The sequence below is a fragment of the Janthinobacterium lyxosi genome, from assembly GCF_051380665.1.
Classification (GTDB): Bacteria; Pseudomonadota; Gammaproteobacteria; order Burkholderiales; family Burkholderiaceae_D; genus Janthinobacterium.
In genome coordinates this window covers 124,218-146,344 of sequence record NZ_JBNYXM010000002.1, presented here as the reverse complement: position 1 = coordinate 146,344, position 22,127 = coordinate 124,218, and the positions used below count along the sequence as shown (strand labels likewise).

Genomic DNA, 22,127 nt, shown 5'->3' with positions numbered 1-22,127 from the left:
ATTGCGAAACTAGCAATTAACTTCCCAGTCATTTTGCCACACGCATCAGGGGCACACGACCGTGGTTAAATCAAAGCTTGCCCGATTTTAGACCGCACGTTGTTTTTGCGCAACGAAAATGCCCATTTGTAACGCGTCTGTAACAATTGATCGCTTTTTTTGCCACTTTTAAGGGCAGGTATCTTGAACTGGTATTGCCATTGTGCATTGTTGACAGGCCAGCGTGCACGGCCCCGGTGCAAACTGTCAATATTGTCGGCATGGCCAATTTGTACAGGTAGCTGGGCGCGCATGCTAAAATCGTGCGCTTGACTGTTAAGAGTGTCGAGCAAATGCCGCCGGCGGCACTGCATGGCCAGGACCTACCCCTGCGGTACGCGTACTGGTCGTGTCGCCAGTCCGCCGATTTGCTCGGGCACTCTGCGACATGGAAGCCGGGCCGCGCCAGCAGCGCGCGGTGCGGCGTCCACGACGACAGCCGCCTAGGATATGCAGTATTGCGTCATACATTGCGTAACAGATAAGTTAACCACAGCCTGAGATCAGTCGAACCGCCAATGGATCAATTCGCAAAAGAAACAATTCCTATTTCCCTCGAAGAAGAGATGCGCAAGAGCTACCTCGATTACGCCATGAGCGTGATCGTCGGTCGCGCCTTGCCCGATGCGCGTGATGGCTTGAAGCCAGTGCACCGCCGCGTCTTGTTCGCGATGCATGAAATGAATAACGTGTGGAACCGCCCTTACGTCAAGTGCGCCCGCGTGGTCGGCGAAACCATGGGTAAATACCATCCCCACGGCGATGCCTCGATCTACGACACACTGGTGCGCATGGCGCAAGATTTTTCGCTGCGCTACATGCTCGTCGATGGCCAGGGCAACTTCGGTTCTGTCGACGGCGATGGCGCCGCGGCGATGCGTTACACCGAGTGCCGCCTGGACAAGATCGCCGGCGAGTTGCTGGCCGATATCGACAAGGATACCGTCGACTTCCAGCCCAACTACGATGGCAAGGAAAAGGAACCGACGGTCTTGCCGACGCGTATCCCGAACCTGCTGATCAATGGCTCGTCCGGTATCGCCGTCGGCATGGCGACGAACATTCCGCCACACAACATCACCGAAGTCATCGACGGCGCGCTGCACGTGTTGCGCAACCCCGATTGCACGATCGATGAATTGATCGAGATCATTCCCGCCCCCGATTTCCCTACCGCCGGCATCATCTATGGTGTGTCGGGCGTGCGCGACGGCTACCGCACCGGCCGCGGCCGCGTGGTGATGCGCGCCAAGACGCACTTCGAAGAATACGGCAAGGATGGCGGCCGCATCGCCATCATCGTCGACGAGCTGCCATTCCAGGTCAACAAGAAATCCTTGCTGGAACGCATTGCCGAGAACGTGCGCGACAAGAAGCTCGACGGCATTTCCGACATCCGCGACGAATCCGACAAGTCGGGCATGCGCGTGGTGATCGAGTTGAAACGGGGCGAAGTGCCGGAAGTGGTGCTGAACAACCTGTACAAGCAGACCCAGTTGCAAGATACCTTCGGGATGAATATGGTGGCCCTGGTCGATGGCCAGCCGAAGCTGCTGAATCTCAAGCAGATGCTGCAATGCTTCCTGTCGCACCGCCGCGAAGTGGTGACGCGCCGCACCGTGTTCGAATTGCGCAAGGCGCGCGAACGGGGCCACGTGCTCGAAGGTCTGGCTGTCGCGCTGGCCAACATCGATGACTTCATCGCCATCATCAAGGCCGCGCCGACACCGCCGATCGCCAAGGTCGAGCTGATGGCCAAGGCCTGGGATTCGTCCGTCGTGCGCGAAATGCTGGCCCGCACGGGCGACGGCACGACGCCAGGCGGCATCGATGCCTACCGTCCGGAAAACCTGCCGAAGCACTACGGCATGCAAACGGATGGCCTGTACAAGCTGTCGGACGACCAGGCGCAGGAAATCTTGCAGATGCGTTTGCAACGCCTGACCGGCCTGGAGCAGGACAAGATCGTCAACGAGTACAAGGACGTGATGGAACATATCGCCGACTTGCTCGACATCCTGGCCAAGCCGGAACGCGTCACCGTCATCATCACCGATGAAATGACGGCGGCGAAAAACGAATACGGCGCTGGCAACAAGGACGTGCGCCGCTCGCAGATCGAGCTCAATGCGACCGACCTGGAAACGGAAGACCTGATCACGCCGCAGGACATGGTCGTGACCCTGTCGCACACCGGTTACATGAAGGCGCAGCCGATTTCCGAATACCGCGCGCAGAAGCGCGGCGGACGCGGCAAGCAGGCCATGGCGACCAAAGAGGAAGACTGGATCGACCAGCTGTTCATCGCCAATACGCACGACTACATCCTGTGCTTCTCGGATCGTGGCCGCCTGTACTGGCTGAAGGTGTGGGAAGTGCCGCAAGGCTCGCGCAATTCGCGCGGCAAGCCGATCGTCAACATGTTCCCGCTGCAGGACAACGAAAAGATCACCGTGATCCTGCCGCTGTCGGGCGAGAACCGCACGTTCCCGGAAGACCATTACGTGTTCATGTCGACCAGCCTCGGTACCGTGAAGAAGACGCCGCTGAAGGACTTCAGCAATCCACGCAAGGCCGGCATCATCGCGGTCGACCTGGACGACGGCGACTTCCTGATCGGTGCGGCGCTGACCGACGGCCAGCACGACGTGATGCTGTTCTCCGATTCGGGCAAGGCAGTGCGCTTCGACGAAAACGATGTGCGTCCGATGGGCCGTACGGCGCGCGGCGTGCGCGGCATGAACCTGGAAGAAGGCCAGCACGTGATTGCCCTGCTGGTGGCCGAGAACGAGCAGCAGTCGGTGCTGACGGCAACGGAAAACGGCTATGGCAAGCGTACGCCAATCACCGAGTACACGCGCCATGGCCGTGGCACGAAAGGCATGATCGCCATCCAGACCAGCGAGCGCAATGGCAAAGTGGTTGCCGCGACCCTGGTCGATACCAGCGATGAAATCATGCTGATCACCACCGGTGGCGTGCTGATCCGTACCCGCGTGTCGGAAATTCGCGAAATGGGCCGCGCGACGCAGGGCGTGACCCTGATCGCCGTGGAAGACGGCACCAAGCTGTCCGGCCTGCAGCGCGTGGTGGAAACGGATATCGACGAAGTCGAGCTGACGACGGAGGCGGGCACGGAAGCCGCGCCGGCGGCCGCCGAACCCGTTGATCCGGCTGATCCGGCCCAGCCGGAGTAAGATAATTGGGGCTCTTTCGGGAGCCCCAATTGCTATTGGCGCGCCACTTGCAGCGCCAGCCTGCGTGTCCCATTTGTTCCCCGCTTTTATAAAGTCCCGCATGCCATGAGAAAAATCGTCGCCACCTTCTTCGCCGCGTTTTCGCTGGCTTTCCTTGCGACCCTGCCGGCCCTGGCCCAGAGTGCACAAGCCACGCCAGCGCGCCAGGCAGCGCCCAGCCCCGCCATGAAAGTGGCCGTGCGGCGCATGCTCGACGCGATGCAGTTCCCGCAGCTGACGCGCAATATCTTCGACCAGATGCTGCAATCGGTGCCCGCCATGATCCGCCAGTCGGCGCAGCAGCAAATCAGCAGCAACCCGAAACTGGATGAGCAGCGCAAGGCGCGCGCGCTGGCCAGCGCCGAGGAAGAAATCCCCGTCGCCATCGCCACCTTGACGCAGGTGCTGGCCGACCCGACCCTGATCGATGAGCTGAGCGCCGAAATGGTGCCCCTGTACGCGCGTTTTTACACGGTGCCGGAAGTCGAGCAACTGACGGCCTTTTACAAGACGCCGCTGGGACGCAAGATGCTGGCCACCATGCCGCAACTGTCGGCCGAATCGATGGCCATCAGCCAGCGCGTGCTGATCCCGCGCGTGAATGCCGTGCTCGAACAAGTCATGCGGGCGGCCACGCAGTCGCCCCAATAATTCCATTTTTCCAAGGACCGTATCGTGACCCATATCTACAACTTCTCCGCCGGCCCCGCCGTCCTGCCCAAGGAAGTGCTGGCGCAAGCGGCCGCCGAGATGCAGGACTGGCATGGCAGTGGCATGTCGGTGATGGAAATGAGCCACCGTGGTCCCGAATTCATTTCCATCTACCAGCAGGCAGTGGCCGACCTGCGTGAGCTGCTGGCCGTGCCCGAGAACTACAAGATCCTGTTCCTGCAGGGCGGTGGCCTGGGCGAGAACGCCATCATCCCCATGAACCTGGTGGGCCTGGCCGCGCAGCAGCCAGCCACTATCGACTTCGTGCACACGGGCTCGTGGTCGGGCAAGTCGATCCAGGAAGCGGCCAAGTATGCCAACGTCAACGTGGCCGCGTCGTCCAAGGCCACGCGTTTCACGGGCGTGCCGCCGGTCTCCGAGTGGAAGCTGACGCCAGGCGCCGCCTACCTGCACATCTGCACCAACGAAACCATCGATGGCGTGGAGTTCCAGCAGGCGCCGAATGTACCAGCAGGCACCACCATCGTGGCCGACATGTCGTCGCACATTTTGTCGCGCGTGATCGACGTATCGCAATATGGCGTCATTTTTGGCGGCGCACAGAAAAATATCGGCCCGGCCGGCCTGACTCTGGTCATCGTGCGCGAAGATTTGCTGGGCAAGGCCTTGCCGATCTGCCCGTCCGCGTTCGACTGGAGCATCGTGGCCGAACATGAATCGATGTACAACACGCCGCCCACCTACGGCATCTATATCGCCGGCCTGGTTTTCCAGTGGCTGAAACGCCAAGGTGGCGTGGCAGCCATGGAACAGCGTAATATTGAGAAAGCGGCGCTGCTGTACGCGGCGCTCGCTGCGGACGACTTCTACCAGAACCGGGTCGCCCCGGAATACCGCTCGCGCATGACCATTCCGTTCTATCTGCGCGATGAAAGCTTGAACGACGCATTCCTGGCCGGCGCCAAGCAGCGCGGCCTGCTGCAACTGAAGGGCCACAAGTCCGTCGGCGGCATGCGTGCATCGATCTATAACGCGATGCCGATCGAGGGCGTGCAAGCCCTGGTCAACTATTTGAACGAGTTTGCCGGACGCTGAGTCGCATAGACGACCGCGCCGGCCCGCCGCCGGCGCTGGCCGCGCGGCCATGATTGAAGTACAGCTGACGAAACACACCAACCATGACCGATAAATTGAAACCGCTGCGCGAACAGATCGATGCGATCGACGCGCAAATCCTCGAGCTGCTGAACCGCCGCGCGCAAATCGCCCAGCAAGTGGGCCATGTGAAAGCCGAAACGCAGGCGCCCGTGTTCCGCCCCGAGCGCGAAGCGCAGGTGCTGCGCGGCGTGGCCGAGCGCAATCCCGGCCCCATGGGCGACCGCGAAGTGCAGACTATCTTCCGCGAAATCATGTCGTCCTGCCGCTCGCTGGAAAAGAGGGTCACCGTGGCGTATCTTGGCCCGGCCGGCACCTTCAGCGAACAGGCCGTGTACCAGCAGTTCGGCAGCGCCGTCGAAGGCTTGCCGTGCGCGTCCATCGACGAAGTGTTCCGTTCGGCCGAGGCGGGAACGGCGGACTTCGGCGTGGTGCCGATCGAGAATTCCTCGGAAGGCGCCGTCAACCGCACGCTCGACATGATGCTGCAGACGAGCCTCATCATCAGCGGCGAGGTGGCCATTGCCGTGCACCACAGCCTGATGTCGAAGAGCGGCAACATGGATGGCGTCACCTCCATCTGCGCCCATTCGCAGGCGCTGGCGCAATGCCAGGTCTGGCTGAACCAGAACTACCCGCACATCGCGCGCCACGCCGTGGCATCGAATGCCGAGGCGGCGCGCATGGCCGGTGAGGACCCGGCGGTCGCTGCCATTGCCAGCGAACTGGCGGGCGCGCAGTACAAGCTGGGCGTGGTCAAGGGCCATATCCAGGACGACCCGCACAACCGCACGCGCTTTGCCGTCGTGGGCACCTTGCAGACTGCGCCGTCGGGCAAGGACCAGACCTCGCTGGTATTGGCCGTGCCGAACAAGGCGGGCGCCGTGTACCAACTGCTCGCGCCCCTGGCGAAGCACGGCGTGTCGATGACGCGCTTCGAGTCGCGCCCGGCGCGCATGGGCAGCTGGGAGTATTATTTCTATGTCGACGTGGAAGGCCACGTGCACGACGCGGCCGTCGCCCAGGCGCTGGCCGAGCTGCAGAGCAATGCGGCGTTTTTCAAGGTGCTGGGGTCGTATCCGGTCAGTCTGTGAAGTTGTAGCTATTCTAATAATTACCCACTTTTTTAAAGAGCACCATGTCTAAAAATATCGGTCCAGAATACGTCCGCGCCATCGCCCCTTACCAGAGCGGCAAACCGATCGCGGAAGTCGCGCGCGAATTCGGCCTCGACGAGGCAGCCATCGTCAAGCTGGCGTCGAATGAAAACCCGTACGGCATGCCGGAATCGGCCAAGCAGGCGATGATCGCCGCCATCGATGACCTGGGCCGCTATCCGGACGCCAACGGCTTCGACTTGAAAGCCGTGCTGTCGAAGCGCTATGACGTGCCGGCCGACTGGATCACGCTGGGCAACGGCAGCAATGACATCCTGGAAATCGCCGCGCACGCGTTTGTCGAGCATGGCCAATCCGTGGTGTACTCGCAGTATTCGTTTGCCGTGTACGCGCTGGCCACGCAAGGCCTGGGCGCGCGCCACCTCGTCGTGCCGGCGCAAGCTTACGGCCATGACCTGGACGCGATGGCGGCGGCGATTGCCGACGACACGCGATTGATCTTCATCGCCAACCCGAACAACCCGACCGGCACTTTCCTTTCGGCCGCGCAGCTCGAAGCCTTCCTGCAGAAAGTGCCGCAGCACGTGGTGGTGGTGCTGGACGAAGCCTACAACGAATTCCTCTCGGCCGACGACCAGTACGAATCGACGGCGTGGGTGCGGCAGTATCCGAACCTGGTGGTCTCGCGCACCCTGTCGAAGGCCTACGGCCTGGCCGGCCTGCGCATCGGTTTCGCCATCGCCCAGCCGGTGCTGACGGACCTGATGAACCGCATCCGCCAGCCATTCAATGTCAACTCGCTGGCACAGGCAGCCGCCATCGCCGCCCTGAACGACAAGGCCTTCCTCGAGCAAAGCGCGCGCAACAACGCGGCTGGCTACCAGCAGTTCACAGAAGCGTTTACGCAACTGGGCCTGGAGTACGTGCCATCGCACGGCAATTTCGTGCTGGTCAAAGTGGGCGACGATGACGGCGCCGGCGCTAGAGTCAACCTGGCGCTTCTGAAACAGGGCGTGATTGTGCGCCCGGTCGGCAGCTACGGCTTGCCGCAATGGCTGCGCATTTCCATCGGCCTGCCGCAGGAAAACGCCATCTTCATCGCCGCGCTGACGAAAGCGCTGGCCTGACCTTATGACGACGCCTGCACTGAACAAGGTCGTTATCTTCGGCGTAGGCCTGATCGGCGGCTCGTTCGCGCGCGCCCTGAAACACGCGGGTGCTGTCGGCATGGTGGTCGGCATGGGCCGTTCATCGGCATCGATGGCGCGCGCGCTCGAACTGGGCATCATCGACGAGATCGGCGGCGACATGGCTGAGGCCTTGCTTGGTGCCGACCTGGTGCTGCTGGCCGCGCCTGTGGCGCAGACGGGCGCCATCCTGGCGTCCATCGCGCCGCATTTGCAGCCGGGCACCATCGTCACCGATGCGGGCAGCACGAAAAGCGACGTGGTGGCGGCCGCGCGCGCGGCGCTCGGTGGCAAGGTGGGGCTATTCGTGCCCGGCCACCCGATCGCGGGACGCGAGACGAATGGCCCCGACGCAGCCATCATCGATCTGTATCAAGGCAAGAAAGTGGTGCTCACGCCGCTGGCGGAAAATAGTGCCGCCGATGTGGAACGGGTGGCGGCCGCGTGGCGCGCCTGCGGCGCCATCCTGCGCACCTTGAGCCCCGAAGAACATGACAAGGTGTTTGCCGCCGTCAGCCATCTGCCGCATTTGCTGGCCTTTGCGCTGGTCGACGACATCGCCAAAAAACCGCACGCGGGCCTGTTGTTTCAATATGCGGCCAGCGGCTTTCGCGACTTTACGCGCATCGCCGGCTCATCGCCGGAAATGTGGCGCGACATCAGCCTGGCCAACCAGCCGGCGCTGCTGCATGAACTGGACGCCTACCTGGCGCAGTTGACGACCTTGCGCGCCCACCTGGCCGTGAATGACGGCGCCGCCATCGAGGGCGTGTATGCGAACGCCCAGCACGCGCGGCAGCAATGGATCGAGGCGATTGAAACGGCGGAAATGCCGGCCGCGCCCACACGATAAATACTCAAGGATTCCAGCATGACCCAGACCAAGCACTACCCCCACCATATCGATCTGAAACCGGTGATGCACGCCGAAGGCACGGTGCGTTTGCCCGGCTCGAAAAGCATTTCCAACCGCGTGCTGCTGCTGGCAGCGCTGGCCAAGGGTACGACGAAGATCATCGACTTGCTCGCCTCCGACGACACCTTCGTCATGCTCACGGCATTGACCTCGCTGGGCGTGAAATGGACGCAGGATGAATTGACGGGCGACCCCGCCACGGCGCACCAGGTGCACCACGTGGAAGGCTGCGGCGGCGTCTTCCCGCACCATGAGGCGGACCTCTTCATGGGCAACGCCGGCACGGCGATTCGCCCGCTGACGGCGGCCCTGGCCGTCATTGGCGGCGATTACACCTTGCATGGCGTGTCGCGCATGCACGAGCGCCCCATCGGCGACCTGGTCGACGCGCTGAACGCCGTCGGCACGCAGATCGAGTACACGGGGGAGCAGGGCTTCCCGCCGCTGCGCATCCGCCGCGGCCACATCCACGCGCAGCGCATCGCCGTGCGCGGCAATGTGTCGAGCCAGTTTCTGACGGCCCTGTTGATGGTGGCGCCGCTGATGGCGCGCGACCACGCGGTGACCATCGATGTCACGGGCGAGCTGATTTCCAAGCCTTACATCGAGATCACGCTGAACCTGATGCGCCGCTTCGGCGTGACGGTCGAGCATGACGGCTGGCAGTCGTTCACCGTGCAGCCGGGCCAGCAATATCAAAGCCCGGGCACCATCCATGTCGAGGGCGACGCTTCGTCGGCCTCGTATTTCCTGGCGGCCGGCGCCATCGGCGGCGGTCCCGTGCGCGTGGAAGGTGTGGGGCGCGACAGCATCCAGGGCGACGTGCGCTTCGTCGAAGCCTTGCAGCAGATGGGCGCGACCATCACCATGGGCGAGAACTGGATCGAGGCCCGTTCGAACGGCGTCTTGAAAGCCGTCGACATGGATTTCAACCACATTCCCGACGCGGCCATGACGATCGCCGTGGCCGCCCTGTACGCGGATGGCACTTCGACCTTGCGCAATATCGCCAGCTGGAGGGTGAAGGAAACGGACCGCCTGGCTGCCATGGCGACGGAATTGCGCAAGCTGGGCGCGGAAGTGGAAGAGGGCGCGGATTACCTGCGCGTGACGCCGCCGGCACAGATTCTTGCCGCCAGCATCGACACGTATGACGACCACCGCATGGCCATGTGCTTCTCGCTGGCCTCTTTGGACGGCGCCGCGCGCCGTGGCAACGAGATGCGCATCAATGACCCGAAATGCGTAGCCAAGACCTTCCCCGAGTATTTCGCCGCGTTTGCGGGGATTGCCAAAGACACCTTGATTTAATTGATTGTTTAATACTATGTCGACCTCCAACATTCCAGTCATCGCCATCGACGGCCCCACCGCTTCCGGCAAGGGCACGGTGGCGCACCGCGTAGCCGACAAGCTGGGCTTTCATTATCTCGACTCGGGCGCGCTGTACCGGCTGACGGCGCTGACGGCGCTGCGCCGCGGCACGGACTTGCGCGACGAGCATGCGCTGGCCAAGCTGGCCGAACACTTGCCTTGCCATTTTGCGGGCGGCGAGATCCTGCTGGCGCAGGAAAACGTCACCGAGCAGATCCGTGCCGAAGAGGTGGGCAATACGGCGTCAAAGATTGCCGTATTGCCAACGGTGCGCCAGGCCCTGGTCAGCTTGCAGCTGGGTTTTCGCAAGACACCCGGTCTGGTGGCCGACGGACGCGACATGGGCACGGTGATCTTTCCGCATGCCCCATTGAAGGTGTTCCTCACCGCCAGCGTCGAGGCGCGCGCGCAACGGCGCTACAAGCAATTGATAGACAAGGGTTTTTCTGCTAAGATGGAAGACCTTCTGATGGATTTGCAGGCGCGGGACGAACGTGATACTCACCGTGCGATTGCGCCGCTGGTCCCAGCGGAAGGGGCGCATGTCCTCGATACGTCGGAAATGACGGCAGATGTTGCCGTTGAAACCGTGTTGAAATGGTATGCGTCGGTAATGAAATAGTGTGATTTCCATGCTATGTGGTGCCCGTTGACGGCTCCTGGCCTGTCCGGGTGTGTCAAAAACCTAACCCAGTTTAAGTCGCGTCGTGCGATCTCTGCTGGATAACCTGTGTGAACCCTATGTCTACTGTTACAACTAACGAATCTACCGGTATGGAAAGTTTTGCTGCGCTCTTCGAGGAATCGTTGTCGCGTCAAGATATGCGCTCCGGCGAAGTTATTTCCGCTGAAGTCGTGCGCCTCGACCACAATTTCGTGATCGTGAACGCTGGCCTCAAATCCGAAGCATTCATCCCTGTCGAAGAATTCAAGAACGACCACGGCGAACTGGAAGTCAAAGTTGGCGACTTCGTTTCCGTGGCGATCGAATCGCTGGAAAATGGTTTCGGCGATACCATCCTGTCGCGCGATAAAGCCAAGCGTCTGGCTTCGTGGCTGGCTCTGGAAAAAGCGATGGAATCGGGCGAAATCGTCGTCGGTACCGTCAATGGTAAAGTCAAAGGCGGTCTGACCGTGTTGACCAACGGCATCCGCGCGTTCCTGCCGGGCTCGCTGGTTGATACCCGTCCTGTCAAAGACACCACCCCATTCGAAGGCAAAACCCTCGAATTCAAAGTGATCAAGCTGGATCGCAAGCGTAACAACGTGGTTCTGTCCCGCCGCGCCGTCATCGAAGCTTCGATGGGCGAAGAGCGTCAGAAACTGATGGAAACGCTGAAAGAAGGCACGGTCGTGACCGGCGTCGTCAAAAATATCACCGACTACGGCGCGTTCGTGGATCTGGGCGGTATCGATGGCTTGCTGCACATCACCGACCTGGCATGGCGCCGTGTACGTCACCCGTCGGAAGTACTGACGGTTGGCCAGGAAATCACCGCCAAAGTCCTGAAATACGATCAAGAGAAAAACCGTGTTTCGCTGGGCGTGAAACAACTGGGCGACGATCCTTGGACCGGTCTGTCCCGTCGTTACCCACAAAGCACCCGTCTGTTCGGTAAAGTAACGAACCTGACCGACTACGGCGCGTTCGTTGAAGTGGAACAGGGTATCGAAGGTCTGGTACACGTTTCCGAAATGGACTGGACGAACAAAAACGTTGCTCCTAACAAAGTTGTCCAACTGGGCGACGAAGTAGAAGTCATGGTTCTGGAAATCGACGAAGAGCGTCGTCGTATCTCGCTGGGTATGAAACAGTGCAAAGCCAACCCTTGGGATGACTTTGGCGTTACCCACAAGAAGGGCGATAAAGTCCGCGGCGCGATCAAATCGATCACCGACTTCGGCGTGTTCATCGGCCTGGCCGGCAACATCGACGGTCTGGTGCACCTGTCCGACCTGTCCTGGACCGAAACCGGCGAAGAAGCCGTGCGTCGCTTCAAGAAAGGTGACGAACTGGAAGCCATCGTTCTGGCCATCGACGTTGAGCGCGAGCGCGTTTCCCTGGGCGTCAAGCAACTGGAAGGTGATCCATTCAATAACTTCGCAGCCATGAACGACAAAGGCTCGCTGGTAACCGGTATCGTTAAATCGGTTGAGCCTAAAGGCGCCGTGATCCAACTGTCCGAAGAAGTCGAAGGCTACCTGCGCGCTTCCGAAATCTCGCGCGACCGCGTTGAAGATGCTGGTACGCACCTGAAAGTCGGCGACACCGTCGAAGCGATGGTGTTGAACATCGACCGCAAAGCCCGTGGTATTCAACTGTCGATCAAAGCGAAAGACAACGTTGAAACCCAGGAAGCCATGCAGAAGATGGCAGCTACCGACAACAACGCAGCTTCGGGCACCACCAGCCTGGGCGCCTTGTTGAAAGCTAAGTTCGATAACAAGAACTAAGACTGCGGATACGGCAGATGACAAAGTCCGAGCTGATCAACCGCCTTGCTGAGCGTTATTCTCAGCTGGTGGCGAAAGATGCGGAGTATGCCGTCAAGACCATTCTCGATGCGATGACCAACGCCCTGGCGACCGGTCAGCGTATCGAGATCCGCGGTTTTGGCAGTTTTGCCCTGAACAGCAGGCCCCCGCGCATCGGCCGCAACCCGAAATCCGGCGACAAGGTGATGGTTCCTGAAAAACGGGTACCTCACTTCAAACCGGGCAAACAGTTGCGCGAGCGGGTGGACGCGATGGTCGGGCAACCGATTATCGAGGATTAATCGTCTGCTGGAAGGCGACATAGAAAGCGGCGTCCTTGGATGCCGCTTTTTTTTGTTAATATGCTGTAATAACACCCGACATAACCTACTGCGCGTCGCGCTTTGCGGCCTGCGATGCTCACCGTACTAAAGTACGGTTGCGCTTCTTAGCCACAAATCACTGCCGCTCGCTACGGTTCTGTCAGGCGTTCAAAGTTTGTGCCCTGTCGGCATGTACACCACCTTGTGTAGCTCTCTCTGGACCTATCGATGAAAATCATCTCCACCATCGTTGGCTGTGTTCTTTTCGTCCTGTTCTTCAGTTTTGCGCTGAAGAATGCGCAGGTTGTCGACCTGCATGTTTTCCTCAATTATGAAATTCGCGGCCCCCTGGTCCTGATGCTGCTGGGCTTTTTTGTCGCCGGCGCCAGCCTGGGCGTACTGGCCTTGACGCCGACCGTGTTCCGTCACCGCCGCGAAGCGACCAAGCAAAAAACCACCATTGCCGCGCTGCAAACCGTTGGCGTGGCCAGCAATGCCCAGCCGCAACCGGACAGCGTGAGCGCGCAGTAAGCGGCGCCGTCGCTCCTATCTCTCTTACTCGAATAAAAACAATCGCATGGATTTTGAACTCTGGTGGCTCTTGGGTATCCCGGTGTTTTTCGCGCTGGGCTGGATTGCCGCGCGTGTGGACATTCATCAACTGGTATCCGAATCGCGCAGCCTGCCGCGCAATTACTTCAAGGGCTTGAATTTCCTGCTCAATGAACAGCATGACAAGGCCATCGACGCCTTCATCGAAGTCGTCAAGCTGGACCCGGAATCGGCCGATATGCATTTTGCGCTGGGCAACCTGTTCCGCCGCCGCGGCGAGACGGAGCGCGCCATCCGCGTGCACCAGAATTTGCTGGCGCGCCCGGATTTGCCGCTGGAACAGCAGGGCCATGCCGCCTATGAGCTGGGCATGGATTACCTGAAGGCGGGCTTGCTGGACCGCGCCGAAGAAACCTTCAATAGCCTGGTTGACACGCAATATGCGGCCCAGGCGCGCCGCGCCCTGCTGGAAATTTACCAGCGCGAAAAGGAATGGCCACGCGCCATCGAAGCGGCCGTGGGTTTGCAGGAATCGGGCGCCGGCGCGCGCCAGAAGGAAATCGCCCAGTTCTATTGCGAGCTGGCGCATGACGCGTTGGTACACATGAGGCCGGACGACGCCATGCCGCTGCTGGAAAAAGCCCTGCAGACGGACCGCAAGAGTGTGCGCGCCACCATCCTGACGGGCGACGTGCTGCTGGCGCGCGGCGACGTGGAAGGCGCGCTGATTACCTGGCGCCGCGTGGAGCAGCAAAGCGTGCCGCACGTGGCCCTGGTGGCGCAGCGCCTGATGGATGGCTACACCAAGGTGGGCCGTGCTCAGGAAGGCGTCAACCTGCTGCGCTCCTACCTGGAAGAAGCGTCGTCGATCGACTTGATCGAAGTGGTCTTCAAGGCCGTCATCGAACTCGACGGCGTGGAAGCGGCGAAGCAGCTGGTCAGCGCCGAGCTGCGCCGCACGCCGACCTTGCTGGGCCTTGATAAACTGCTGGAAGCGCGCATGATGGATGCCCCGGCCGCCATCTGGTCCGAGCTGTCGATGGTGAAAAACCTCGTACACGGCTACACGCAGAAGCTGGCCCGCTACCAGTGCAGCCACTGCGGCTTCAAGGCGCGCCAGTTTTACTGGCACTGCCCGGGCTGCAACAAGTGGGAAACGTATCCTCCACGCCGCACAGAAGAGCTCAACGTCATGAACTGATCAATCTTACACGCCACCTTGCCCCGCGCAATGTGGCGTGTACTTGTATGTAGCATCTGAATTTTACAAATAAGAAATACGGCACAACCATGAAAATCACCATTATCGGCACGGGCTATGTGGGCCTCGTGACGGGCGCCTGCCTGGCGGAACTGGGCAACGACGTCTTTTGCCTCGACCTGGACGCACAGAAGGTAGCCTTGCTCAACAGCGGCGGCATCCCCATCCATGAACCGGGCCTGGAAGAAGTCGTGGCGCGCAACCGCGCCGCCGGCCGCATGACCTTTTCCACCGACGTCGAGGCGGCAGCCGCGCACGGCGTGATGCAATTCATCGCCGTCGGCACGCCGGCCGATGAAGACGGCTCGGCCGACCTGCAGTACGTGCTGGCGGCCGCGCGCGGCATCGGCAAGTACATGACGGACTTCAAGGTCATCGTCGACAAGTCCACCGTGCCCGTCGGCACGGCTGAAAAAGTGCGCGCCGCCATTCAGGGCGAACTGGACGCGCGCGGCGTGGCCGCCACGTTCTCGGTGGCGTCGAACCCGGAATTCCTCAAGGAAGGCGCGGCCGTCGAAGATTTCATGCGCCCGGACCGCATCGTCATCGGCGTCGACGCCACGCCGGACGGCGAGCGCGCGCGCGAATTGCTGAAAAGCCTGTACGCGCCGTTCAACCGCAACCACGAACGCACTTACTGGATGGATGTGCGCTCGGCCGAATTCACGAAGTATGCGGCGAATGCCATGCTGGCCACGCGTATTTCCTTCATGAATGAACTGGCCAACCTGGCCGACAAGGTGGGCGTCGACATCGAGGCCGTGCGCCACGGCATCGGTTCCGATCCGCGCATCGGCTACAGCTTCTTGTACGCGGGCTGCGGCTATGGCGGTTCCTGCTTCCCGAAAGACGTGCAGGCGCTCGAGCGCACGGCGCGCGGCCACGGCCAGGAATTGCTCATCCTGCGTGCTGTCGAAGCCGTCAACGACCAGCAGAAGCAGGTGCTGGGCCGCAAAGTGGTCACTCGCTTCGGCGCGGACCTGACGGGCCGGCATTTTGCCGTGTGGGGCCTGGCTTTCAAGCCGAATACGGACGACATGCGCGAAGCGTCGGCCCGCGTCCTGCTGGCCGACTTGCTGGGGCGCGGCGCCACGGTAGCCGTCTACGATCCTGTCGCAATGACCGAGGCAAAGCGGGTGCTGCAACTGGACTTGACGCCGGAGCAATTGGCGAAAGTGCGCTTTGCCGACAGTCCGAAGGATGCGCTGACGGACGCCGATGCGCTGGCCATCGTGACTGAATGGAAAGCCTTCCGCAGCCCGGATTTCGAGCAGATCAAGGCGCGCCTGAAGCAGCCCGTGATCTTTGACGGGCGCAACCTGTTCGAGCCGGCCGTCATGGCCGAGAATGGCATCGAATACCACGGGATCGGTCGCTCGATCCTGACACGCGCATGAGCGCCCACGAGGTGGCAGCCTTGACGGCGCCGGCCGCGCTGGCCCAGGTGCGCCTGCTGGTGGTGGGCGATGTGATGCTGGACCGCTACTGGTTTGGCGATGTCAGCCGTATTTCGCCGGAAGCGCCCGTGCCCATCGTGCGCATCGAGAAGCGCGAAGAGCGGCTGGGCGGCGCGGCCAACGTGGCGCGCAACGCGGCCGCGCTGGGAGCGAAGACGAGCTTGCTGGGCGTGGTCGGCGACGACGAGGCCGGCAGCCAGGTCGAGCGCCTGCTCGAAGGCGGCGGTATCCACAGTTATCTGCAGCGCGATGCGGCCATTTCCACCATCATCAAGCTGCGCGTGATTGGCCGCCAGCAGCAAATGCTGCGCATCGACTTCGAGGATGCGCCCAGCGATACGGTGCTGCGCGACAAGCTCAAGCAATTCAATGCGCTGCTGCCGCACTACGACGTGGTGATCCTGTCGGACTACGCCAAGGGCAGCCTGGTGAATGTGGCCGAGATGATCAAGGCGGCCAAGGCCGCCGGCAAGATCGTCATGGTCGACCCGAAAGGGGATGATTTCAGCCGCTATGCGGGAGCGTCAGTGCTCACTCCGAACAAGTCCGAACTGCGCCGTGTGATCGGCAACTGGAATACGGAAGAGCAACTCACGGAACGCGCGCAGCAGATGCGCGCGCAGCTGGGCCTGGAAGCCTTGTTGCTGACGCGCTCGGAAGAGGGCATGAGCTTGTACACGGCCGATGAGGTGCTGCACATGCCTACCGATGCGCGCGAAGTGTTCGACGTCTCGGGTGCCGGCGACACGGTGATCGCCACCATGGCGGCCATGCTGGGCGCCGGCATGGGCCTGGGCGACGCTGTGCGCACGGCCAACCGGGCCGGCGGCATCGTCGTCGGCAAGCTGGGCACGGCCACCGTCACCCGCGAAGAGCTGTTTTCGCAATAATCGCCTGCATTCCACCTTCTACCTGCGCCGCATCGTTTGATCTGGCGCAGGTTTTCCCCTGCTTCCGCTGTCCCGTCTTGTCAACCGTATCACGTCACAGCCGTTAAAGCCGTTAAGGCGCTGCTCATCCCTTGCGTTCGAGTCATCTTGAAACCACATCACGGAGAGATACCCATGTTCAAAAAAATACTGCTGGCCATCGTCACCCTGATCGCGACGATGGGCTTTGCTTTTGCCCAGGTCGATGTCAACAAGGCAGACCAGGCGGCACTCGACAGCGTCAAGGGCATCGGCCCCGTCACCTCGAAAGCCATCGTCGATGAACGCGCCAAGGGCGGCGCCTTCAAGGATTGGGCCGATTTCGAAAGCCGCGTGAAGGGCATCGGCCCGAAAAGTTCCGTGAAACTGTCGGAAGCGGGCTTGCAGGTGAATGGCCAGGCCAAGTCCGGCGCGCCAGCGGCCCCGGTGGCGAAAGCTGCCCCGGCAAAAGCTGCTGTGAAGGAAGTTGCAGCGAAAGAAGCCGCACCGAAGCCCGCTGCTGCGACCGATACCGCTGCGGCACCAGCCAAGTCAGCCGCTGAAACGAAAAAAGAAGCGGCTGCCGCGAAGAAAGAAGCCAGGGCTGCCGCTGCTGCCGCCAAGAAAGAAGCAGCTGCTGCCAAGGCTGCCGCTCCTGCCGCCGCCGCGGCCGATGGCGCCGCGCCTGTGAAGAGCGCCGTGGAAGCGAAGAAGGAAGCTGCTGCGGCCAAGAAAGAAGCGAAGACTGCCGCCGCTGCCGCGAAGAAAGAAGCGAAGCTGGCTGCAGCCGATGCGAAGAAGGCTGAAGCCGAGAAAAAGTAAGCGTGTTGTTGTAAAGCATGTTGCGTGGTGGTGCCGCGCAGTACGAGATAAAACCCCGCGTGGTACCGGCCGCGCGGGGTTTTTTTTTGGTGCGCCACTTTTCCCTGCCGGAGCGCCTACAGTTGCGACTCGATCGGCAGCCAGCGCATCACGGACACCAGCATGCGGCGCCAGAAGCTCGCTTCGGGATCGTGCGTCCACACCTTGGCGGGCTGCTCGGTGGCATCGGACCAGCGCAGGGCACCGTTGTCGAGGAATACGCGGTAGCTGGTGTCGCTCGACGTCGAGTGCAGGAACAGTTGGCGCATGTCGGCCGCCAGCGCGGCATCGTTGAATAGCACGCCCATCTCCGTGTTGAGCTGGACCGAGCGGGGATCGAGGTTGAAGGAACCGACGAAGCCCCGCTGGCCATCGATTACTACGGCCTTGGTATGCAGGCTGGCGCGGCTCGAACCCATCAGGCTGATGCGCTTGCGGTGCAGGGTCTTCAATTCATACAGCCCGATGCCGCCGCCCAGCAGCGCTTCGCGGTAGCGCGTATAGCCCGCATGCACGAGGGCCACGTCGGTGGCGGCCAGCGAGTTGGTCAGCACATTGACCTTGACGCCGGCGGCAACCTTGTCGGCCAGGCTCTGCGTCAGCGCCTGGCCGGGTACGAAGTAGGGCGAGGTCAGCAGCGCTTCCTCGCGCGCCTCCGTCAGTAGCGGCAGCAAGCTGTGCATGAGCCAGTGCTCACTGCGCTGCAAACTGGCCACGGGGGCGGCTTTTTCCGGCGGGTCCGACAGCACTTGCACCTGCGCGCTCCAGTGCAGGCGCAGCCGACCGTCCAGGTGGGCTTGCAGCTGGCCCGCATCGGTCAGCTGCCGCAGGTAGGGCGAGGCGCCCAGTTCGCCCGTGAGCGCATCGAGGCGGGCGCGCACAGCCTGCAGTTCCGGCGCGCCTGGATTCTTGCCGGCGTGTAAGGCGCCGATGGGGATGACGGCGCGGCTGTTCCAGAAGCGGTCGAAAATGTCGCTCGTCTGCTGTACGGCGGGGCCCACCAGAAGCAAGTCGGCATCCTGGAAATTGACTTGCTCGGCGGCATCGAAGTATTCATCGCCGATATTGCGCCCGCCGACGAGGGCCACCCTGCCGTCGACGATCCAGGCCTTGTTGTGCATGCGCCGGTTCAGGCTGACGGCACGCAAGGCCATTTCCACGGCGCGCAACCAGATGCCGTCGCGGTTGCGGCCCGGATTGAAGATGCGCACGTCGATCAGCGGATGGCTGTCGAGCGCGAGGATGGCGGCGTCCTGGCCCCGCGCGTTGATGTCGTCGAGCAACACGCGCACGCGCACGCCGCGGTCGGCCGCGCGCAGCAGTTCGCGCACCAGCAGCCGTCCCGTGACGTCGTTATGCCAGATGTAGTACTGCAGGTCGATGCTGCGGCCTGCTTCGCGCGCGCTCAGGGCGCGCAGGGCGAAGGCTTCCTGATTGTCGTCGATCAGCGCCGTGCCGCTCTGGTCCGGACGTTGCGCCAGTTGCGGCGCCAGCACGCGGTCGAGCAGGGTAGCGTCGGCTGCCACGGGCAAGGCCGTACCCGGGGCTCCCAGCGAACGTTCGGCGAAGCGCCCGTAGCTGTACAGGGCTGCGATGCTGAGCACGGCAAACAGCGTGGCTAGCAGCAACAGTTTGACAAACATGCGGCGCACCGTCAACGGACCGCTGGCATGCTGCTGCGCGAGGAAAGCTTGGCGGTGTGGGGCATGCGGTCTCTTTCAGCTGGATGGCAACAGCCGATTGTAGCAGTTTCTATAATGCACGATTTTCAGGCCGTGCCCGCCGGCAGCCGTGCCGGGAAGCCATGAATCTGCGGCACCATGGCTGCCCGGGGCGGGTCGGGTAAATACGCGGCGTGGCCGTGGGCGCGGCATTCGGCACGCGTAACGTCGAAGCCCGTGCGAATGAAACCCTGTTCGTCGACGGCCACGGCGCAATCGCACTCTTCGCCCGTCTGCTTGTTGCGCCAGCGGGGTCCGTCAAGCCATCCTCGTCGTCTTCGAGGCGATGATTTCCGTGTGCGTGTGCAGGGTGATGTTGGGCGTGGCGGCGATGCGCTCGATCAGATAGCTCGACACGCAGGGATTCCGAGCTGATAACGAGCACGTCCACGTCGCCCACGGCATGGCCATTGACGAGGGCGGGGCGGCCCGACAGCTGCGCCACTTCAGCGATGAAGTGGCCGGGGCCGATATCACGCATCAGCGAGGTACGGCCCAGGCCTGCGTGGCGCGTGACGGCGACATGGCCCGCCGGATGACCAGCATGCCGAAGCTGCTGCTGCCCGCCTCGAACAGGGTGGCGCCGCCCGCATGGTGGCAGACCTGGCCATAGCGTTGCAACCGGCGCAGTTACGCTTCGGTAAAGACGGGAGAAATCTGGTGCATGCGGCCCTGGATATCGAGGTTGCTGGCCTGGACGGGATCGTCCTGCGTGGTTTCGGGGATGAATTCGGGTGCGCTGCTGGTCATGACTGATCCATTGATTGAATAAGCAAATTACTAAAATAACTAAGCGCCACGAGTCCAGCGCATGCGCGCGCGGCCCGCTGGTACACTGCGCGTGGCAACCCTGGCATGGCACAAAGCCAGGCGCCATGCGGTCTGGCGCGCGGGTGGTCGCAGCACGGGCTGCCTGGCGGAACACCGGCTTTTAGCCGTGCGCCGTCCAGCATCTCATATTAGAATGGGTCTTTGTTGAAATTACTTAAACAGACACGATGGCTTACAAGACACTTGAAGATACGATAGGCAATACTCCGCTGGTGCAACTGACGCGCTTGCCGGGCGCCGATGCGCTTGCGCGCAACAACGTCATCCTCGGCAAATTGGAAGGCAACAACCCGGCCGGCTCCGTGAAGGACCGCGCCGCCATGTCCATGCTCAAGCGCGCTGAAGAGCGCGGCGTCATCAAGCCAGGCGATACCCTGATCGAGGCCACCAGCGGCAATACGGGCATCGCGCTGGCCATGGCCGCCGCCTTGCGCGGCTACAAGATGCTGTTGTTGATGCCCGACAATCTCAGCGTGGAGCGCCGCCAGAGCATGGCCGCCTATGGCGCCGACATCCTGCTCACGCCGAAGACGGGCGGCATGGAATATGCGCGCGACCTGGCCGAGCAGATGCAGAAGGATGGTCGCGGCGTGATCCTCGACCAGTTCGCCAACGAAGACAATTCGCGTGCCCACTATGAAAGCACGGGGCCGGAGATCTGGCGCGATACCAACGGTCAGGTCACCCACTTCGTCAGCGCCATGGGCACGACGGGCACCATCATGGGCGTGTCGCGCTATTTGAAGGAACAGAATCCCGCCATCCAGATCATCGGCGCACAGCCCGAGGACGGTTCGCAGATTCCCGGCATCCGCAAATGGCCGGAAGCGTACTTGCCGAAAATTTACGACAAGTCGCGCGTGGATCAGGTGGAATACGTGAGCCAGGGTGTGGCCGAGCGCATGGCGCGCAGTCTGGTGGCGGAAGAGGGCTTGTTCTGCGGCATCTCGGCAGCCGGCGCCTGCGAAATCGCACTGCGCATCTCGCAAACGGTGGAAAACGCGACCATCGTGTTCGTCGTCTGTGACCGTGGCGACCGTTACTTGTCCACGGGTGTATTCCCTGCCTGATGCAGAACGCCCAACCAAACTTACTGCGCGGCGCGCTTTGCGGCCGGCGATGCTCACCGTGCTAGAGCACGGTTGCGCTTCTTAGCCACAAATCACTACCGCTCGCTACGGTTTTGTTGGGCGTCGATACAGCGTTGGGAATACGGTAGGAAATTATATCGGCCAGAACGACCTGAGAAGTGCTGGAAATACCCCCTCCCCATGGCGGGGAGGGAAAACCTGCGAAACTGGCAGGATCAGCCTTGTGGCGTTTCGCCTTCTTTTGGCTTGAATTGCTTGTCGCTGATGCGGAATTTGTTACGACGGTCACCCATCAGGTAACGCAGGTCGCGGATGCTCAGGTCGCTCACTTCGTGCATGCGGATCAGCAGCGATGCGCCGACGGGCAGGCGGTGGTGACGGATTTTGCTGATGACTGGTGGCGCGACTTCCAGCGCGCGGGACAGCGCTGCGTCGTTTTTCAGGCGCAGGTTTTCGATCAGGGTATCGAGCAATCTGTTTGGGTTGTACTGGAGCAGATCGTCGGAGTCCGAATCGCTGTTCATATCAATGCCGACTTGGTTTGTCATGATGTTAATGTTCCTTCTGTAGTTGCACTGCAAAGTAAAAAACACTCGGAGCTCGCTCTTGCTGCGTTCATGTTCATTCTTTACTAAAAGGAACAAATTCACACACGGTACGATCCGGGATACAGTTTTTAATAATATATACACAATTGTACAACAGGATTCAATTTCAGACCGGAAAGCCTGGTAATCTTGCTTTGTACAAAATAGGTGTTGTCTTGTTGCAACAGCTATTTATTCTTTATTATGCTCTATGATAGAACAAAAATTGTACTTTGACAAAAGTTAAGTATAGAACCATTTCTGTATTCCGTGGCGCACAAAGGCTGGCGAGCGAGGCTGGCACATGTTATCGACCCCACCATAGACCTGTTTGCTGGTCGCTTCAACATCGCTTACGCTTTC

Annotated in this window: 20 protein-coding genes; 16 read left to right on the top strand and 4 right to left on the bottom strand. The window is 61.4% G+C overall.

Annotation, left to right across the window (positions count from 1 at the left end):
- Positions 1-65 precede the first annotated feature (65 nt).
- A complete protein-coding gene (locus ACQ4WP_RS02480) occupies positions 66-293 on the bottom strand; it encodes a hypothetical protein (RefSeq protein ID WP_436518523.1) in 228 nt (75 codons plus the stop codon).
- Positions 294-557: 264 nt separating this feature from the next.
- Between ACQ4WP_RS02480 and gyrA the strand changes: the two genes are divergently transcribed.
- The 15 genes from gyrA (at position 558) to ACQ4WP_RS02405 (ending at position 17,495) form a co-directional block, all read left to right on the top strand.
- Complete coding sequence (gyrA, locus tag ACQ4WP_RS02475; RefSeq protein WP_436518522.1) at positions 558-3,236, top strand: DNA gyrase subunit A; 2,679 nt, start codon at positions 558-560, stop codon at positions 3,234-3,236.
- Between the two features lie 105 nt (positions 3,237-3,341).
- Positions 3,342-3,926, top strand: a complete 585-nt coding sequence (locus ACQ4WP_RS02470; protein ID WP_436518521.1) for a DUF2059 domain-containing protein — start codon at positions 3,342-3,344, stop codon at positions 3,924-3,926.
- 24 nt (positions 3,927-3,950) lie between these two features.
- Complete coding sequence (serC, locus tag ACQ4WP_RS02465; RefSeq protein WP_436518520.1) at positions 3,951-5,042, top strand: 3-phosphoserine/phosphohydroxythreonine transaminase; 1,092 nt, start codon at positions 3,951-3,953, stop codon at positions 5,040-5,042.
- Positions 5,043-5,125: 83 nt separating this feature from the next.
- Positions 5,126-6,196: a prephenate dehydratase gene (gene pheA / locus ACQ4WP_RS02460; RefSeq protein WP_436518519.1), complete on the top strand. Its 1,071-nt coding sequence runs from the start codon at positions 5,126-5,128 to the stop codon at positions 6,194-6,196.
- A gap of 44 nt (positions 6,197-6,240) precedes the next feature.
- A complete protein-coding gene (gene hisC / locus ACQ4WP_RS02455; RefSeq protein WP_436518518.1) occupies positions 6,241-7,347 on the top strand; it encodes a histidinol-phosphate transaminase in 1,107 nt (368 codons plus the stop codon).
- 4 nt (positions 7,348-7,351) lie between these two features.
- On the top strand, positions 7,352-8,260 hold the full coding sequence (locus ACQ4WP_RS02450) for a prephenate dehydrogenase (RefSeq protein WP_436518517.1): 909 nt from the start codon (positions 7,352-7,354) through the stop codon (positions 8,258-8,260).
- Positions 8,261-8,278: 18 nt separating this feature from the next.
- Positions 8,279-9,634 carry a 3-phosphoshikimate 1-carboxyvinyltransferase gene (gene aroA / locus ACQ4WP_RS02445; protein ID WP_436518516.1) on the top strand — a complete coding sequence of 452 codons (1,356 nt, stop codon included), beginning with the start codon at positions 8,279-8,281 and terminating at the stop codon, positions 9,632-9,634.
- 16 nt (positions 9,635-9,650) lie between these two features.
- Positions 9,651-10,319 carry a (d)CMP kinase gene (cmk, locus tag ACQ4WP_RS02440; RefSeq protein ID WP_436518515.1) on the top strand — a complete coding sequence of 223 codons (669 nt, stop codon included), beginning with the start codon at positions 9,651-9,653 and terminating at the stop codon, positions 10,317-10,319.
- A gap of 119 nt (positions 10,320-10,438) precedes the next feature.
- Positions 10,439-12,151, top strand: coding sequence for a 30S ribosomal protein S1 (gene rpsA / locus ACQ4WP_RS02435; protein WP_436518514.1), 1,713 nt, complete (start codon positions 10,439-10,441; stop codon positions 12,149-12,151).
- A 17-nt stretch (positions 12,152-12,168) separates the two neighbouring features.
- The gene (locus ACQ4WP_RS02430; protein WP_008446215.1) at positions 12,169-12,474 is read left to right on the top strand and encodes an integration host factor subunit beta; all 306 of its coding nucleotides are present in this window, start codon (positions 12,169-12,171) and stop codon (positions 12,472-12,474) included.
- Positions 12,475-12,723: 249 nt separating this feature from the next.
- On the top strand, positions 12,724-13,026 hold the full coding sequence (locus ACQ4WP_RS02425) for a LapA family protein (protein ID WP_436518513.1): 303 nt from the start codon (positions 12,724-12,726) through the stop codon (positions 13,024-13,026).
- Between the two features lie 46 nt (positions 13,027-13,072).
- On the top strand, positions 13,073-14,248 hold the full coding sequence (gene lapB, locus ACQ4WP_RS02420) for a lipopolysaccharide assembly protein LapB (RefSeq protein ID WP_436518512.1): 1,176 nt from the start codon (positions 13,073-13,075) through the stop codon (positions 14,246-14,248).
- A gap of 89 nt (positions 14,249-14,337) precedes the next feature.
- On the top strand, positions 14,338-15,705 hold the full coding sequence (locus ACQ4WP_RS02415; protein ID WP_436518511.1) for a UDP-glucose dehydrogenase family protein: 1,368 nt from the start codon (positions 14,338-14,340) through the stop codon (positions 15,703-15,705).
- Positions 15,702-16,655 carry a D-glycero-beta-D-manno-heptose-7-phosphate kinase gene (gene rfaE1 / locus ACQ4WP_RS02410; RefSeq protein ID WP_436518510.1) on the top strand — a complete coding sequence of 318 codons (954 nt, stop codon included), beginning with the start codon at positions 15,702-15,704 and terminating at the stop codon, positions 16,653-16,655. Before ACQ4WP_RS02415 ends, rfaE1 begins: the two co-directional genes overlap by 4 nt.
- Before the next feature lie 174 nt (positions 16,656-16,829).
- Positions 16,830-17,495, top strand: coding sequence for a ComEA family DNA-binding protein (locus tag ACQ4WP_RS02405; protein ID WP_436518509.1), 666 nt, complete (start codon positions 16,830-16,832; stop codon positions 17,493-17,495).
- Positions 17,496-17,611: 116 nt separating this feature from the next.
- On the opposite strand, the gene ACQ4WP_RS02400 is transcribed toward ACQ4WP_RS02405, so the two are convergent.
- Both ACQ4WP_RS02400 and ACQ4WP_RS02395 read right to left on the bottom strand, forming a co-directional pair.
- Complete coding sequence (locus tag ACQ4WP_RS02400; protein WP_436518508.1) at positions 17,612-19,177, bottom strand: phospholipase D family protein; 1,566 nt, start codon at positions 19,175-19,177, stop codon at positions 17,612-17,614.
- 558 nt (positions 19,178-19,735) lie between these two features.
- Positions 19,736-19,876, bottom strand: coding sequence for a hypothetical protein (locus ACQ4WP_RS02395; protein WP_436518507.1), 141 nt, complete (start codon positions 19,874-19,876; stop codon positions 19,736-19,738).
- 377 nt (positions 19,877-20,253) lie between these two features.
- Between ACQ4WP_RS02395 and cysM the strand changes: the two genes are divergently transcribed.
- Entirely contained in the window at positions 20,254-21,156 is a 903-nt protein-coding gene (cysM, locus tag ACQ4WP_RS02390) for a cysteine synthase CysM (protein WP_436518506.1), read from the top strand.
- 236 nt (positions 21,157-21,392) lie between these two features.
- Here the strand turns inward: cysM and ACQ4WP_RS02385 are convergent, their stop codons facing one another.
- Entirely contained in the window at positions 21,393-21,725 is a 333-nt protein-coding gene (locus tag ACQ4WP_RS02385) for a hypothetical protein (protein ID WP_034751784.1), read from the bottom strand.
- Positions 21,726-22,127 lie beyond the last annotated feature (402 nt).